This is a genomic window from Agromyces sp. H66, from assembly GCF_004959775.1.
In the GTDB taxonomy this organism is placed as follows: domain Bacteria; phylum Actinomycetota; class Actinomycetes; order Actinomycetales; family Microbacteriaceae; genus Agromyces.
Window position 1 is genome coordinate 282,514 of record NZ_SJZG01000004.1, and the last position, 13,604, is coordinate 296,117.

Genomic DNA, 13,604 nt, shown 5'->3' on the forward strand with positions numbered 1-13,604 from the left:
GGCCATGTTGGATCTTGACCTCACGCAGGAGATCGCCGCGCTGCGCTCCACCTTCCGCGACATCCGTGCCGTCGTCGACGTCGACGCCCTCGAAGCCGAGATCGCGCGACTCTCCGAGGAGGCCGGCGCGCCCGACCTCTGGGACGACACCGAACGCGCCCAGAAGGTGACGAGCGCGCTCAGCCACCGGCAGTCCGAACTCGCCCGGGTGAAGAGCATCGACTCGCGGCTCGACGACCTCGAGGTGCTCGTCGAGATGGCCCAGGAGGCCGACGACGAGGAGACCGCCGCCGAGGCCCGCACCGAGCTCGCCGCCCTGCAGCAGACGATCGGCGACCTCGAGGTGCAGACCCTGCTCGACGGCGAGTGGGACGACCGGCCGGCCGTCATCACCATCCGCGCCGGCGCGGGCGGGGTGGATGCCGCGGACTTCGCCGAGATGCTCATGCGCATGTACCTGCGCTGGGCCGAGCAGCACGGCTACGGCGCCACCGTGATGGACACGAGCTACGCCGAGGAAGCCGGCATCAAGTCGGCGACGTTCGAGATCGACGCCCCCTACGCGTTCGGCACGCTGTCGGTCGAGGCGGGCACCCACCGCCTCGTGCGGATGAGCCCGTTCGGTGCGGCCGGCAAGCGCCAGACGAGCTTCGCCGCCGTGGAGGTCATCCCGCTCATGGAGGAGGCGCAGGAGGTCGACATCCCCGACAACGACATCCGCGTCGACGTCTTCCGCTCCTCGGGCCCTGGCGGCCAGTCGGTCAACACGACCGACTCGGCGGTGCGCATCACCCACCTGCCGACCGGCATCGTCGTGTCGATGCAGAACGAGAAGTCGCAGATCCAGAACCGCGCCGCCGCCATGCGCGTGCTGCAGTCGCGACTGCTGCTGCTGCAGAAGGAGCAGGAGGCCGCCCAGAAGAAGGAGCTCGCGGGCAACATCACCGCGAGCTGGGGCGACCAGATGCGCTCCTACGTGCTCGCGCCGTACCAGATGGTGAAGGACCTGCGCACCGACTACGAGGTGAACAACCCGTCGGCCGTGTTCGACGGCGACCTCGACGGGTTCATCGCCGCCGGCATCAAGTGGCGCAAGCGCAAGCAGGACGACTGACGCCGGAGCGGATGCCTCGGGGCCGATGAGCGTCGGCCTCGCGGCATCCGCCCGCTGTCGCTCACCAGGGCGACGGACGCCCTTCGGCGCGCGAGGCGTCGTCGGGAAGGTGCGGCAGCTCGTGGCCGCCTGCCCGGATGCACAGCCAACGCAGCTGCTCGGGGCTGTCGGGCAGCGCCCGCCAGGTGCGCCACACGCCCTGGCCCACTCGAACGACGGTGCCGGGGCCGACGTCGACGACCTCGTCGTCGAGACCCATCTGGCCGCGGCCCGCAAGGAACACGTACAACTCCTCGATGCGGTCGTGCGTGTGCCAGTACCCCGCCTCCTCGCCCGGCTCGAACGCGTTCGCGGTCATGCCGATGTACTGCATCGTGAGGTCGTGATCGACGACGCGTCGACCGTCGCGCGTCGAGGTGGGACGGAAGCCACCGAAGTGCTGCCGCCACTCGTCGAGTCCGCCCATTTCCAGAACTTGGTAGTCAGTCACGACGACACTGTAACCGGCGCGGCACGTGACGCTCGACGCCTGTGGATGCGGCGAGGCGGATGCCGGAACGGCGGCGCACTCAGGACCGCATGGCGAACTTCGCCAGCGCCCGCGAGCGCGCCGCGGCGACGAACGCGCGGATGAGCGCGATGCCCTCGGGGTCGAGCCGCTCCTCGGGGTGCCATTGCACGCCGAGGCAGAATGCCCCATCGGTCGCCTCGATGGCTTCCACCACGCCATCGGGCGCGGTGGCGGAGGCCACGAGCCCCTCGCCCAGTCGGTCCACGCCCTGGTGGTGATGCGAGGAGATGTCGAACTCGAGCTCGTGCGTGATACTGCTGAGCAGCGTGCCCGGCGTGATCGACACTGGGTGCGACGTGTGGGTGCCGTACTCGGCACGGTGCGGCGTGAGGTCGAGCCGGTCGCCCAGGTGCTGCTCGAGCGTGCCGCCGAGCGCCACGTTGATCACCTGCATCCCGCGACAGGCGCCGAGCACGGGCATGCCGCGTTCGCGCGCGAGCCGCGTGAGCTCGATCTCGAGTTCGTCGCGCACCCGCAGCGATGCGTCGTTCGACGGATGCGCCTCGCTTCCGTAGAGGGTCGCGTCGAGGTCGCGACCACCGGGGAGGAACAGGCCGTCGACGGCATCGAGGAGCCGCCCCGGGTCGCCCAGGTGCACCTCGAGGCTCGGGAACAGCAGCGGCGCGCCGCCGGCCTCCTCGATCGCCGAGACGTAGGCGTGCGGGATCCCGTCGGTGGGGATGTCCACCCAGGCGCCCGAACTCGCCGACTTGCGGTCGGCGACGAGGCCGATCGTCGGAACGGTCATCACGTCTCCCACCGAGTCGAGTTCGTCTCAGTTTCCAACCTACCCGCGGATGCGGACGGCGGGGCGTACGCGGCGTGCCGAAGTTCCCAAGTTGTGAGTTCAGCGAGTCGCAGGTGCCGATTCCGGCCGTGCTGCTTAGGCTCGATCCGACATGATCCGATTCGACTCCGTCACCAAGACCTACGCCGGCCAGTCGAGGCCCGCCCTGAACGACATCGGGGTGGAGATCCTCCGTGGCGAGTTCGTCTTCCTCGTCGGCGCATCCGGCTCCGGCAAGTCGAGCTTCCTGCGGCTGATCCTCAAGGAGGAGAAGCCCACGAGCGGCAAGATCCACGTGCTCGGGCAGGACCTCGGCACGATCTCCAGCCGCAAGGTGCCCTACTTCCGGCGCGACCTCGGGGTCGTGTTCCAGGACTTCCGGCTGCTGCCGAACAAGAACGTCTTCGAGAACGTCGCGTTCACCCTCCGGGTCATCGGCAAGTCGCGCGGCTTCATCCAGTCGGCCGTGCCCGAGACGCTGAAGCTCGTCGGACTCGACGGCAAGGGCAAGCGGATGCCGCACGAGCTCTCGGGCGGCGAGCAGCAGCGCGTGGCCATCGCCCGCGCGATCGTGAACAAGCCGCAGATCCTGCTCGCCGACGAGCCGACGGGCAATCTCGACCCGGTCACCAGCGCCGGCATCATGACGCTCCTCGAGCGCATCAACGCGGGCGGCACGACGGTCGTCATGGCGACGCACGAGGCGGGCATCGTCGACCAGATGCAGCGCCGCGTCATCGAGCTGTCGGCCGGCGAGATCGTGCGCGACGAGCGCGCCGCCGGCTACGGTGCCGTCGAGGATGAGCACGCCGACGCCGTGCGGCGCGTCGCCGCGGCACAGGCCGCGGATGCGGCGACCGTGGCCGACGCCGACGCGGTCGCGGCGGCGCTGGGCGAGGAGTCCGCGCGGGTCGCAGCCGCGACATCCGGCCGCAAGGCGACGTCGAAGTCGGCCAGGTCGACGAAGACGACGGACGCCGCGAAGGCCGAGAAGGCCGCGAAGGCCGACCGGACCGCGAAGGCCGGCCGGACCGGGAAGGCCGCCACGTCCGCGAAGAGCGACGAGGCGGCACCCGACACCACGGGCACCGAGCGCGCGGCGAGCACGGCGGATGTGCCCGCGCCCATCACGCGGGCGGCGCCGAAGGTCGGCAAGAAGGTCATGCAGGAGAAGCAGCCGCTCTACGTCGAGCCCGAGGAACGCGACGAGGTGACGGATGCCGCGGCGGCGATCACCGCGGCCGCCACGGGGGTCGTCTCGCTCGAGGGCGCGGCGCCGACCGACGGATCGGACGGCGCGACCGGCGCCGAGCGGCAGGGGGCCGCGGCATCCGAGCACCTGACGCTCGCCGAGCGGCTGGGACTGCGCGCCCCCGGTGGGCCGCGCGCGGGTGACGACGACCAGGAAGTGGGGCCGACGAGATGAGGTTCGGGCTCGTGCTCTCCGAGGCCGCGAACGGCCTGCGCCGCAACGCGTCCATGGTCGTCTCGGTCGTGCTCGTGACGTTCATCTCGCTGACGTTCGTCGGCACGGCCGCGCTGCTGCAGCTGCAGATCGCGCAGATGAAGAACTACTGGTACGACCGGGCCCAGGTCGCGGTGTACCTCTGCACGGCGGTGTCGACGGCGCCGGGATGCACCGACGGCGAGGCGACCGAGGAGCAGAAGGCCGCCGTCGAGTCGCAGCTCTCGTCCGACACGCTCGCGCCGTTCATCGACGAGTTCTACTTCGAGGACCACCAACAGGCCTACGAGAACTTCCAGGAGCAGTTCGAGGGCACGCCGGCGGCCGACTACGTGACGCCCGAGGTGCTCAACGAGACGTTCTGGGTCAACCTCGTCGACCCGGGGCAGGCGGCCGTGCTCGCCGAGAGCCTCGCCGGGCTCGCGGGCGTCGAACAGGTGGTCGACCAACGGCGGTACCTCGACCAGATCTTCGACGTGCTCAACGCGGCGAGCTACACCGCCATCGCGGTCGCGGCGATCATGCTCGTCGCGGCGGCCCTGCTCATCGCGACCACGATCCGGCTCTCGGCGTTCTCGCGACGGCGCGAGCTCGGCATCATGCGACTCGTCGGGGCATCCAACCGATTCATCCAGACGCCCTTCGTGCTCGAGGGCGTGTTCGCCGGCCTCATCGGCTCGGTGCTCGCGGCAGGGGCGGTGGTCGCGATCGTGCACTTCTTCGTGCAGGGCTACCTCGCGGCGAACCTGTCGTTCACCTTCGTCGACCTCACCGATGCGTTCATCGTGGTGCCGCTGCTCATCGCGGTGGGCGTGCTGCTCGCGGCCGTCTCGGCGGGCATCGCGATCACGCGGTACCTCAAGGTCTGATCCGGTCGGTCCCTGAGCCAGTCGAAGGGCGGCGGTCCCTCGGCCCGTCGAAGGGTAGACTGAACGGCTGCTTCCGGATGTCCCGGCGGCATCCGTCATCGAGACCGAGGAGCGACACGTGCCCAGGGAACGCGGTCAGAAGGTCGTCGCGACCAACCGCAAGGCGCGCCACGACTACACGATCGAGGACACCTACGAGGCGGGCATCGTGCTCACCGGAACCGAGGTGAAGTCGCTCCGCGAGGGCCGTGCGTCGCTCGTCGACGGCTACGCGTTCATCGACGGCGGCGAGATGTGGCTCGACGCGGTGCACATCCCCGAGTACACCGAGGGCACGTGGAACAACCACGCGCCGAGGCGCAAGCGCAAGCTCCTGCTGCACAAGCAGGAGATCGTGAAGATCAGCCACAAGACGAAGGAGGGCGGCTACACGCTCGTCCCCCTGCAGATCTACTTCAGCGACGGCCGGGCCAAGGTCGAGCTCGCGGTCGCGAAGGGCAAGCGCGAGTACGACAAGCGTCAGGCGCTGCGCGAGCGGCAGGACAAGCGCGAGGCCGCCCGGGCGATCGCGACGCGCAAGCACCTGGGGGAGTAGCCGCGGGTCGCCACGGTTCAGCCGGCGATCTCGCGGAGCACCTCGAGATGTGCCGCGAAGGCGGCGCGGCCCCGCGGGGTCATCGACAGCCACGTTCGGGGCACCTTGCCGAGATAGCCCTTGCGCACCGTGACGTAGCCGGCCGCCTCGAGGGCCGAGGCCTGCTTGCTGAGGGCCGAGTCGCTCAGCTCCACGGCATCGCGGACGAACGCGAACTCCGCCTCGTCGGCCGCGGCGAGCAGCGCGGCGATCGAGAACGGCACCGGGCGCTGCAGCAGCGGGTCGAGCCGGTGCCGCGGGTGCATGGCATCCGGGCGATCAGCCACGGACGACCACCAGTTCGCGCACCGAGCCCCAGAGCGGCGGCACCGCCGTGACCGCGGCGGCGACCGCGAAGAACGCCACGGATCCCGGGAAGATCAGGAGCCCGGCGCCGAGCGACGCGGCGAAGCACGCGCCCCATGCACCCATGGCGATGCCGAATCGGCGCGAGAAGCCGAGGCTCGATGCGCGGATGCGCCGCAGGTGCACGACGGCGAGCACGCCCAGCACGGCCGCGAAGGCGAGCGAGACGCCGAGGATCGCGGCCTCGTCGGTGCGCGCGAACCAGCCGAGCGCGGCGAGGTAGACGGCGGATGCCGCGGCGAGGCCGGTGAGCCATGCGGACGCCGAGGCCGAGCCCTCGACGGAGACCCGGCGGCCGGCGGCCCGGGCTTCGTGCAACCGCGCCTCGGCGGCGTCGCGGTCGATCGGGGAGTCGTCGTGGTCGTCCATCGCGACACTCTAGCAAGTACTTTCCATCACGGAAAGCGGCTGTGCGGGAATCTTGCCCTTCGCCGCCATGAGCGAACGCTCGGAGGATTCCCGAAGGTGCGCGAGTAGGCTCATCGCGATGGAGACCTCGACGCGCATCCCGATCCCCGGCACGTACAACTTCCGCGACGTCGGCGGGCTGCCGGCGCTCGGCGGCCGGGTGCGCGAGGGCGTGCTGTTCCGCTCCGACGGACTGCACCGGCTGGGCGACGAGGGTCGCGCCCACCTCCGCCGGCTCCGCGTCGGCCGGGTGATCGACCTCCGCGACGAGAACGAGGCGGCGGTCATGCCCGACGACCTCGACGGGCTCGACGTCGAGGTGCTGAGACTCCCGGTCTTCGAGGGATCTGGCGCCTCGCAGGGCGCACGCGGCATCTCGCTCGACGCGCTCTACCACCGCATCGTCACGCAGCACACCGCGGTCGTCGTGGGCGCGCTCCGTGAGATCGCCACGGCCCGCGAGCAGTCGGTCGTGGTGCACTGCACCGCCGGCAAGGACCGCACCGGGGTCGTCGTCGCCCTCGCGCTCAGCGCGGTCGGCGTGCACCGCGACGCCGTCGTCGAGGACTACGCGCGCACCGAGGCGAACCTCGCCGGCGAGTGGCTCGAGCAGATGGTCGCCATGATCGGCCGGTACGGCATCCCCGACACCCCCGAACTCCGCGTGCTCATGGGCGGCAGCCCGCCCGAGGCGATCGAGGGCATGCTCGACACGGTCGAGCGCTCGCACGGCTCGACTCGCGAATACCTGCTCGCTGCCGGCCTCGCGCTGCACGAGCTCTCCGCCCTCGAAGAGCTGCTCATCGCCGACTGAGGCGTGCTCAGGCGCCCGCCGCCGTGAACCGCGCGTCGACGGATGCCTCGATCACGAGCTGTGCGGGCGCGAACTCGGCGCCCTGCGGCCCTCCGCCGAACTCGGCGGCCGTGCGCATCATCATCGCCTTCGGCGCGCCGGGCATCGGCTGCGCACTCAGCATGCCGTGGTCGGCGAGTTCGACCGGCGTCGGCTCGCCGAGACCGAGCGCCGATGCGTACACGCGCGCCTTCGCGAGGGCGTCGGCGACGGCCGCCCGCTGCGCGTCCTCCTGCACACGTCGGCGCGTGGCATCCGTCAACCGCCACTCGATGCCGCCGATCGTGATCTCGGCGGCCCCGGCCGCCTCGCCGACCCATTCGCCGAGCCGTGCCAGATCGCTGAAGACCACCTCGACCTCGGCGCTCGCCTGGTGCACGAGCGGCAGCTGCTTGCCCTCGCTGTTCCAGGGACGGTACGACCACACTCGGAGCTGTCCCGCCGACCAGGTGTCGAGGGCACCGGATGCCTCGAGCTCGCGCACCTGGGCCAGCACGCGATCATGGGCGGCGGTGGTGCGACCGTGCACGTGCTCGCGAACGGCGCCCTGCGCGCCGATCGAGAGGCTGACGGCACCGAGTTCGGGAGCGATGCGCTCCTCGGCGCGGCCGGTGACGGCGATCGTGGTCGGCATGCGTTGTCTCCTCTGCGTGCGGATGACCTCCTCGTCGCCGCGCCCCGGGCTCGCGTCGTACGCGGTCGTCCTCAGCTTACGGGCCGCGCGGCCCGGGCGTCAGGAGCGTGTGGGGGCGGGGAGCGCCCCGGCGTCGGCGAAGAGCCGCTCGAAGACCGCGTTGCGCTCGAACTGCATCGCGTGGGCGCGGGCGCGCTCGGCACGGGCCGCGCGTTCGCCCGGTGCGAGCGCGAGCGCCTCGTCGATGGCGGCGGCGATGGCATCGGGATCGTCCACCGGCACGATCATGGCGTGATCGCCCACGGCCTCGCGGATACCGCCGGTCTCGGTCGTGATGACCGGGCCGCCGCCGGAGAGCAGCTGCTCGGCGAGGGCGATGCCGAACGTCTCGACGAATTCAGGACGCGGCTTGCTGGGCAGCACGTAGGCGGCGCATCCGGCCATCAGGGCGGGCTTCTCGGCGTCGTCGACGTCGTCGAGGAACATGATGCGGTCGGCGCGCGGGGATGCCGCGGCGAGCCGGCGCAGTGCGTCGGACTCGGGTCCGCGACCGGCGATCACGAGGCGCAGGCGTTCGCCGGCCGGGGTCCGCTCGAAGGCGGCGATGAGGTCGTCGACGCCCTTCGCCGCGGCGAGCCTGGACAGGAACAGCACGTAGCCGTCGCGTTCGAGTCCGCGGGCGGCGAGCACGCCGTCGACGTGCGACGGGTCGAGGTCGACGTACTGCGACGTGTCGATCGCGGGGTAGGACACGCCGATGCGCGCGCGGCACTGGTCGGCGAACCGGGTGCCGTGGCACGCGTCGACCTCGTCCGCGGCGGCGATGATGAGGTCACGGGTGTATGCCGAGACCGCCACGCAGTGGTCCTGCGCGAGGTAGCTCGACAGCACGTGCGCCGCGGCGCCGAATCGCCCCTCGCCGACGCACGAGCGGACGACGTTCGTGACATCCGATCCGACCGCCTCGGCGATCGTGGTGACGTTCACCGGCAGTCCCGTGCTCCAGGCGGCGCGCACGGCGTCGGCGACCGCCACCGTGTGCGGACTGAGGTAGAGCGAGAGGCACACGGTCGGCACGCCGTCGGTGAAGAGCTCGACGAGCCGCCCCGTGATGCCGGCCAGGTAGCGGCCGTCGGGAACCTTGTAGTCGCCGACGGGCTCGGGACGCTCGACGATGATGCCCTCGCGGTAGGGGAGCACGCCGTCGAGCGGCTTCAGGGGCAGGCCGGTGGCCTCCAGCCGCTCGACGGGCCAGGTCACGATGCGAACCTCGTCGAAGCCGTGCTCGATGGCCGCCTCGGCGAGGTTGCGGCCCTCCACCGAATGCCCGCAGATCACCGGGTCGGCGCGGTTCACGATGACGAGTCGGTTGCGGGGCCCCGTGCGCATGGCTGATCGTATCGAGCGCGGCGGCCGAATCCTCCGAGGATCCACAGGACCGGGGACGCCGAGGACGCGCGGGTCGACGATCGTGAGCGGGCCGAGGCCGGAAGTTCCCATGCGGGGACGTTACGGGCCGGACGTCGATCGTGGGTTACGGTCGGGTGAACGATGCACGCGGCATCCGTTCGCGGGCACTTCGCCGGTGCCCTGCCGGGGGAATGACAGCACCCTGCGCCCTGTTGTATCCTGTAAGGCCGCCACCCCTTCGGGAGAGGTGGATTGGAAACTCCACAGCGTGCGACAACGGCCCGCCGAACCGGTCTCGAACCGGTAGGCGACACACGGGGATGATCGGTTTCGACATCGTCTGCGAACCCACGAGAAGCGGGCCGAGGATGCAGGGTTATCTCGTGAACGCTCCCTGCAAAACAATAACTGCCGAAAAGAAGCAGTCTGACTTCGCCCTCGCTGCCTAAGCGAGCCCGATAGTCCGTCAGCCCGGGTCTGTTCCCGCCCCGGTCGCTGGCGTCATCTAGGGAACTTGCTGCGCGTCGTCGCCTGAGCGACGCGCGGGACTTTCTTCAGGCTGGGCCTGTCGACTTGGGTGCCTGTGGCAAAGGTCGGGGCCGAGCAGAACGCTTGCACAGGCTGCGCCCGGAGAAGGCGTGGAATCACAGCGATGGACGGGGGTTCAATTCCCCCCATCTCCACCATGGTCGTTGTCGCACGTTGCGGTCCAGCACGAAGGCCGCCCCGGAATCGGGGCGGCCTTCGTGCTGCCTGAGGCGTCGGCGTCAGTGCTCGGCGCTGCATCCCTCGAGCAGCTGGATGCCGTTCTGGTTCTGCCGCTTCTCCAGCACCGACCCGTGCGAGTCGCAGATCGCGTTCACGAGGAGCGCGTAGCCCTCGCCGTTCTGGAAGTTGCCCTTCGCGCCCGGTGTGAGCTCGACGGTTCCCGGGGGTACGAACACCCACTCCTCGGGAGCGCCCGGGAAGACACTGGGCAGCCAGACCCAGTTGCCCTGCACGACCGGCCCGTCGGTGCAGACGGCACCGCAGTCGGCTGGCGGCTTATTGGGGTTGTAGCAGTCGAGCGCCTGGGCGGCCGTGGGTACGAGCACGAACGCGGCGGCGAGGCCGGCCGCGAGGAGTGCTTTCTTCAACATGGTTCCTCCGTTTGCTTCATCGGTCACGGAAAGAGACGGACATTGAACCGACCGTATCGAGGCATGAGGAGGAGTCGACAGCCCCTGACCGGGGGTGGAGCGTCCCGCTCGGCCGCGGAAAGCCCATGGGACCTACGGCCCGTCGCGCTCCGTTCGCCGCCGGTAGCCAGAGCGACGGCGTTCGAGACCGAGGAGGCACACGGTGGCGGGCTACGAACGAGTCAAGGTGGTCGGTGGCGCGGGGGGGCGTGGGGGGTTCTTCTTCCTGCTCGCCTACCTCGGCGCCGCGATCTACTTCATCTCGACGTCGGACGGGAGCTTCTGGGGCGTCGTGCTGGGGTTGCTGCAGGCCATCGTGTGGCCCGTTCTACCTCGTGTACCACGTGCTCCTGCTGCTCGGGGCGTGACCCCGCGCCGCCGCGCCGGCGTCAGTACGCGGCCTTCGCGAGCGAACCCGTGACCGGGCCCGCCGGATCCCAGATGACGCACGAGACGACGCGGTCGCCCTGCGCCCAGCTCTCGGCGGTCGGACGGTAGGCGTAGAAGTCGAGCGTCGACGACTCGTAGGCGAGGCCCACGAACGGCTCGAACTGCTCGAAGCATCCGGTGTCGGATGCCTCGAGCACCGCGTCGTCGCCGGGATACTCGCCGTCGTCGAGCGTGAAGTCGAAGTACACCTCCTCGTCGTGGGGTTCGCCGCACGGGACCACGGGCACCTCGCTCACGACCTCGTCGTCGACCATGTTCATGCAGTCCCCGACGCGGATCGCGAACACGTCGGCCTGGCCCTCCTCCACGATCTCCTGCGTGGTGTCGTCGCGTTCGGGCTGGGGCGCCCCGATCGGCAGCAGGTCGAGCACGGCGGCGCATCCGGTGAGAGGGAGTGCCACGGCGAGGGCCGCGGCGGCGAGGAGGGTGCGGACGAGGGGGCGGCGAGCGGTCATGCTGGTGCCTTTCGGGCGAGGGTGGAAGGGCGGGGGAGTCGGTCGACGTCGAGGCACGCAACAGCTCGTGCCGACACGGCGGCGCCAGCCTATCGGCGGCCACCCACTCCGCGCGATGGGACGGAGTCCCCATGGACGGGGCGCGCGCCGGTGCTGCGGCGCGGCGTCTCGTTCAGTGGTCGGGGTGGTCCGGGTCGGCCCGGCGCCAGACGGCCAGGCGTCGCGTCCACGATCGGCGCGTCGGCTCGGCGATCACTTCCGCGTCACCCGTCGCCTGCGCTGCGCGCTCGGCGGCGTCCCGCTCCTCGCGCCAGATCAGGTACGCGAGGTACGGGTCGTCCTCCGGACCCAGCGCGGGTTGCTGGTTCGGCAACCGAGTCCGTCTGCGTTGCATCGCCGACTCTTCCCCCTGAGGGCCCAGCCCTCGTCCCCTGGGAGCCCCCCGCTCCCCTGGGAGAAAGATTACGCCGAACTCGCCGCGGCGCGACCCCTAGCGCAGGTGCGGGAGCACCTCCGCGGCGATGAGCTCGAGGTGCTCGAGGTCTCTCAGGTCCACCAGCTGCAGGTAGACGCGCTCTGCGCCGAGCTCGCGCAGCCGGAGGAGCTTGTCGACCGCGGCATCGGGAGTTCCCGCGATGTTCACCTCGGCGAACGTGTCGACGTCGGCGCCGATGGCCTCGAGGCGTCGGAGGTAGTCGGTGTCATCGCGCGCGACGACGGTCGGCAGCGCGACCGAACGACGAAGCGTCTCCGGGTCGCGGCCGAGATCGTCGCAGGCGCGCCGCACGCCGTCGAAGGCCCGGGCGATGACCTCCTCGGAACGGAAGCCGATGTTGAACTCGGTCGCGAATCGCGCTGCGACCGCGGGCGTGCGGCGGGGCCCTGCGCCGCCGATGATCACGGGCACGCGCTCCTGCACGGGCTTCGGCAGCGCCGGGGCGGCCTCGAGCGTGTAGTGCTCGCCCGCGAAGTCGAAGGTCTCGCCGGCGGGCGTCGACCACAGGCCCGTGACGATCTCGAGCTGCTCCTCGAGGATGCCGAACCGCTTCTCGGGGAAGGGGATGCCGTAGGCCGCGTGCTCCGCGTCGAACCACCCCGTGCCGAGCCCGAGTTCGACGCGGCCGCCCGACATGGCGTCGACCTGCGCGACCTGGATCGCGAGGATCGAAGGGTGGCGGAAGGTCGCCGACGAGACGAGCGTGCCCAACCGGATGCGCCGGGTCTCTCGTGCGAGGCCCGCGAGGGTGGTCCAGGCATCCGTCGGTCCCGGCAGCGGGTCGCCGCCGCCCATGCGCAGGAAGTGGTCGGAGCGGAACCAGCCGTCGAAGCCGAGCCGTTCGGTCGCGGCCGCCTGCCCGAGCTGGTCGTCGTAGCTCGCGCCCTGCTGCGGTTCGGTGAAGATGCAGAGCTCCATGCGGCTCACTCCTCCTCGTCGGTGTCGGTGTCGGCGTCGCCCAGTACGGCGAGCACCGCGTCGTGCAGGTGGCCGTTCGTCGCCAGCGAGCTGTCGTGCCACGGGCCGGGATCGCCCGTGATCGACGTGAACCGGCCGCCGGCCTCCTCGACGATCGGCACCAGCGCGGCGAGGTCATAGGGCTTCACGTCGAACTCGCCCGTGATGTCGATGAGGCCCTCGGCGAGCAGCATGTACGACCACAGGTCACCGTAAGCTCGGTCGCGCCACACCCGGTCGCCGAGTGCGAGCAGGCGGTCGAGGTAGCCCGCTTGCCGCCATTGGGCGAGGCTCTGGAAGCTGAGCGAGGCATCCGCCAGCTGCTCGACGGCCGACACGCGCAGGCGCCTGGCACCCGGGAAGCGAGCGGATGCCGCATCCGCCCGCCCTGCGTGCGTTGCCGTCTCGTCGGGGGTCTCGGTACCCTCGGCGCTCGCACCGGCCTCGGCGTCGGATTCGATCGTCCACGCGCCCATGCCGCGGGCCGCCCACCAGCGCCGGCCCATTGCGGGGGAGGAGGCGACGCCGACAACCGGCACGCCGTCGATCGCGAGCGCGATCAGGGTGCCCCAGACCGGGATGCCGCGGAGGAAGTTCGCGGTGCCGTCGATGGGGTCGATGATCCACTGCCGCGCGGAGTCGCCCTCGGTGCCGAACTCCTCGCCGAGGATGCCGTCGCCGGGGCGCGCCTCGGCGAGCCGCTCGCGGAGGGCGCGCTCGACGGCGAGATCGGCCTCGGTCACAGGGGTGCGGTCGGGCTTGGTCTGCACGTCGAGGTCGACCGCGCGGAAGCGGGCGAGCGAGACGGCGTCGGCGCGATCGGCGAGTTCGAGGGCGAGGCTGAGGTCGTCGATGAGGTCGTGAGCGGGATCCGGGTCTTCGGCAGGGGCGACGGTCACCCGACCCAGCCTAGCGAGGCGCGCCGGCCCCGCTCGATTGGCGCTCGGTGCCTCTCGC

General features: G+C 70.9%; 16 protein-coding genes and 1 other RNA gene. 6 read left to right on the top strand and 11 right to left on the bottom strand.

Translation table 11 applies throughout. The features are described from left to right. Positions 1 to 4: 4 nt before the first annotated feature. Positions 5 to 1,114 (top strand): peptide chain release factor 2, encoded by a 1,110-nt coding sequence (gene prfB / locus EZM51_RS09420; protein ID WP_136707995.1) that lies wholly within the window; start codon positions 5 to 7, stop codon positions 1,112 to 1,114. A 61-nt stretch (positions 1,115 to 1,175) separates the two neighbouring features. Here the strand turns inward: prfB and EZM51_RS09425 are convergent, their stop codons facing one another. Continuing rightward, positions 1,176 to 1,604, bottom strand: a complete 429-nt coding sequence (locus tag EZM51_RS09425) for a cupin domain-containing protein (RefSeq protein ID WP_136707996.1) — start codon at positions 1,602 to 1,604, stop codon at positions 1,176 to 1,178. A 79-nt stretch (positions 1,605 to 1,683) separates the two neighbouring features. After that, positions 1,684 to 2,433, bottom strand: a complete 750-nt coding sequence (locus EZM51_RS09430; protein WP_136707997.1) for a gamma-glutamyl-gamma-aminobutyrate hydrolase family protein — start codon at positions 2,431 to 2,433, stop codon at positions 1,684 to 1,686. Between the two features lie 151 nt (positions 2,434 to 2,584). Here EZM51_RS09430 and ftsE point away from each other — a divergent pair, with 151 nt between their 5' ends. From ftsE to smpB, 3 genes are all read left to right on the top strand, one after another. Further along, complete coding sequence (ftsE, locus tag EZM51_RS09435) at positions 2,585 to 3,898, top strand: cell division ATP-binding protein FtsE (RefSeq protein ID WP_136707998.1); 1,314 nt, start codon at positions 2,585 to 2,587, stop codon at positions 3,896 to 3,898. Then, complete coding sequence (gene ftsX, locus EZM51_RS09440; RefSeq protein ID WP_136707999.1) at positions 3,895 to 4,806, top strand: permease-like cell division protein FtsX; 912 nt, start codon at positions 3,895 to 3,897, stop codon at positions 4,804 to 4,806. Before ftsE ends, ftsX begins: the two co-directional genes overlap by 4 nt. 118 nt (positions 4,807 to 4,924) lie before the next feature. Beyond that, the gene (smpB, locus tag EZM51_RS09445; RefSeq protein ID WP_136708000.1) at positions 4,925 to 5,401 is read left to right on the top strand and encodes an SsrA-binding protein SmpB; all 477 of its coding nucleotides are present in this window, start codon (positions 4,925 to 4,927) and stop codon (positions 5,399 to 5,401) included. Positions 5,402 to 5,418: 17 nt separating this feature from the next. Here smpB and EZM51_RS09450 read toward each other — a convergent pair whose 3' ends face one another. Next, positions 5,419 to 5,706 (bottom strand): transcriptional regulator, encoded by a 288-nt coding sequence (locus tag EZM51_RS09450; RefSeq protein ID WP_136708093.1) that lies wholly within the window; start codon positions 5,704 to 5,706, stop codon positions 5,419 to 5,421. 13 nt (positions 5,707 to 5,719) lie between these two features. After that, a complete protein-coding gene (locus EZM51_RS09455; protein WP_136708001.1) occupies positions 5,720 to 6,175 on the bottom strand; it encodes a hypothetical protein in 456 nt (151 codons plus the stop codon). A 118-nt stretch (positions 6,176 to 6,293) separates the two neighbouring features. Between EZM51_RS09455 and EZM51_RS09460 the strand changes: the two genes are divergently transcribed. Next, positions 6,294 to 7,028, top strand: coding sequence for a tyrosine-protein phosphatase (locus EZM51_RS09460; protein WP_136708002.1), 735 nt, complete (start codon positions 6,294 to 6,296; stop codon positions 7,026 to 7,028). A gap of 7 nt (positions 7,029 to 7,035) precedes the next feature. Here the strand turns inward: EZM51_RS09460 and EZM51_RS09465 are convergent, their stop codons facing one another. Both EZM51_RS09465 and EZM51_RS09470 read right to left on the bottom strand, forming a co-directional pair. Further along, positions 7,036 to 7,701 (bottom strand): SIMPL domain-containing protein, encoded by a 666-nt coding sequence (locus EZM51_RS09465; RefSeq protein WP_136708003.1) that lies wholly within the window; start codon positions 7,699 to 7,701, stop codon positions 7,036 to 7,038. Between the two features lie 99 nt (positions 7,702 to 7,800). Further along, positions 7,801 to 9,090, bottom strand: coding sequence for a glycosyltransferase (locus tag EZM51_RS09470; RefSeq protein ID WP_136708004.1), 1,290 nt, complete (start codon positions 9,088 to 9,090; stop codon positions 7,801 to 7,803). 337 nt (positions 9,091 to 9,427) lie between these two features. Here EZM51_RS09470 and ssrA point away from each other — a divergent pair. Beyond that, positions 9,428 to 9,797, top strand: a transfer-messenger RNA (tmRNA) gene (ssrA, locus tag EZM51_RS09475). Positions 9,798 to 9,878: 81 nt separating this feature from the next. On the opposite strand, the gene EZM51_RS09480 is transcribed toward ssrA, so the two are convergent. The 5 genes from EZM51_RS09480 to EZM51_RS09505 form a co-directional block, all read right to left on the bottom strand. Beyond that, positions 9,879 to 10,250 carry a hypothetical protein gene (locus EZM51_RS09480; protein ID WP_136708005.1) on the bottom strand — a complete coding sequence of 124 codons (372 nt, stop codon included), beginning with the start codon at positions 10,248 to 10,250 and terminating at the stop codon, positions 9,879 to 9,881. 428 nt (positions 10,251 to 10,678) lie between these two features. Beyond that, positions 10,679 to 11,194 carry a septum formation family protein gene (locus EZM51_RS09490; RefSeq protein WP_136708006.1) on the bottom strand — a complete coding sequence of 172 codons (516 nt, stop codon included), beginning with the start codon at positions 11,192 to 11,194 and terminating at the stop codon, positions 10,679 to 10,681. Positions 11,195 to 11,366: 172 nt separating this feature from the next. Then, positions 11,367 to 11,588 (bottom strand): hypothetical protein, encoded by a 222-nt coding sequence (locus tag EZM51_RS09495; protein ID WP_136708007.1) that lies wholly within the window; start codon positions 11,586 to 11,588, stop codon positions 11,367 to 11,369. 96 nt (positions 11,589 to 11,684) lie between these two features. Then, positions 11,685 to 12,608, bottom strand: coding sequence for an LLM class F420-dependent oxidoreductase (locus EZM51_RS09500; protein ID WP_136708008.1), 924 nt, complete (start codon positions 12,606 to 12,608; stop codon positions 11,685 to 11,687). Positions 12,609 to 12,613: 5 nt separating this feature from the next. Beyond that, positions 12,614 to 13,546 (bottom strand): inositol monophosphatase family protein, encoded by a 933-nt coding sequence (locus EZM51_RS09505; RefSeq protein WP_248305557.1) that lies wholly within the window; start codon positions 13,544 to 13,546, stop codon positions 12,614 to 12,616. Between the last annotated feature and the right edge of the window lie 58 nt (positions 13,547 to 13,604).

What these genes read in the sequence shown, in the direction of transcription:
- prfB (WP_136707995.1), top strand. Translation starts at nt 5, where the DNA reads ATGTTGGATCTTGACCTCACGCAGGAGATCGCCGCGCTGCGCTCCACC.
- ftsE (WP_136707998.1), top strand. Translation starts at nt 2,585, where the DNA reads ATGATCCGATTCGACTCCGTCACCAAGACCTACGCCGGCCAGTCGAGG.
- EZM51_RS09430 (WP_136707997.1), bottom strand. Translation starts at nt 2,433, where the DNA reads ATGACCGTTCCGACGATCGGCCTCGTCGCCGACCGCAAGTCGGCGAGT.
- EZM51_RS09490 (WP_136708006.1), bottom strand. Translation starts at nt 11,194, where the DNA reads ATGACCGCTCGCCGCCCCCTCGTCCGCACCCTCCTCGCCGCCGCGGCC.
- EZM51_RS09480 (WP_136708005.1), bottom strand. Translation starts at nt 10,250, where the DNA reads ATGTTGAAGAAAGCACTCCTCGCGGCCGGCCTCGCCGCCGCGTTCGTG.
- ftsX (WP_136707999.1), top strand. Translation starts at nt 3,895, where the DNA reads ATGAGGTTCGGGCTCGTGCTCTCCGAGGCCGCGAACGGCCTGCGCCGC.
- EZM51_RS09460 (WP_136708002.1), top strand. Translation starts at nt 6,294, where the DNA reads ATGGAGACCTCGACGCGCATCCCGATCCCCGGCACGTACAACTTCCGC.
- EZM51_RS09500 (WP_136708008.1), bottom strand. Translation starts at nt 12,608, where the DNA reads ATGGAGCTCTGCATCTTCACCGAACCGCAGCAGGGCGCGAGCTACGAC.
- EZM51_RS09450 (WP_136708093.1), bottom strand. Translation starts at nt 5,706, where the DNA reads ATGCACCCGCGGCACCGGCTCGACCCGCTGCTGCAGCGCCCGGTGCCG.
- EZM51_RS09455 (WP_136708001.1), bottom strand. Translation starts at nt 6,175, where the DNA reads ATGGACGACCACGACGACTCCCCGATCGACCGCGACGCCGCCGAGGCG.
- EZM51_RS09495 (WP_136708007.1), bottom strand. Translation starts at nt 11,588, where the DNA reads ATGCAACGCAGACGGACTCGGTTGCCGAACCAGCAACCCGCGCTGGGT.
- EZM51_RS09465 (WP_136708003.1), bottom strand. Translation starts at nt 7,701, where the DNA reads ATGCCGACCACGATCGCCGTCACCGGCCGCGCCGAGGAGCGCATCGCT.
- EZM51_RS09470 (WP_136708004.1), bottom strand. Translation starts at nt 9,090, where the DNA reads ATGCGCACGGGGCCCCGCAACCGACTCGTCATCGTGAACCGCGCCGAC.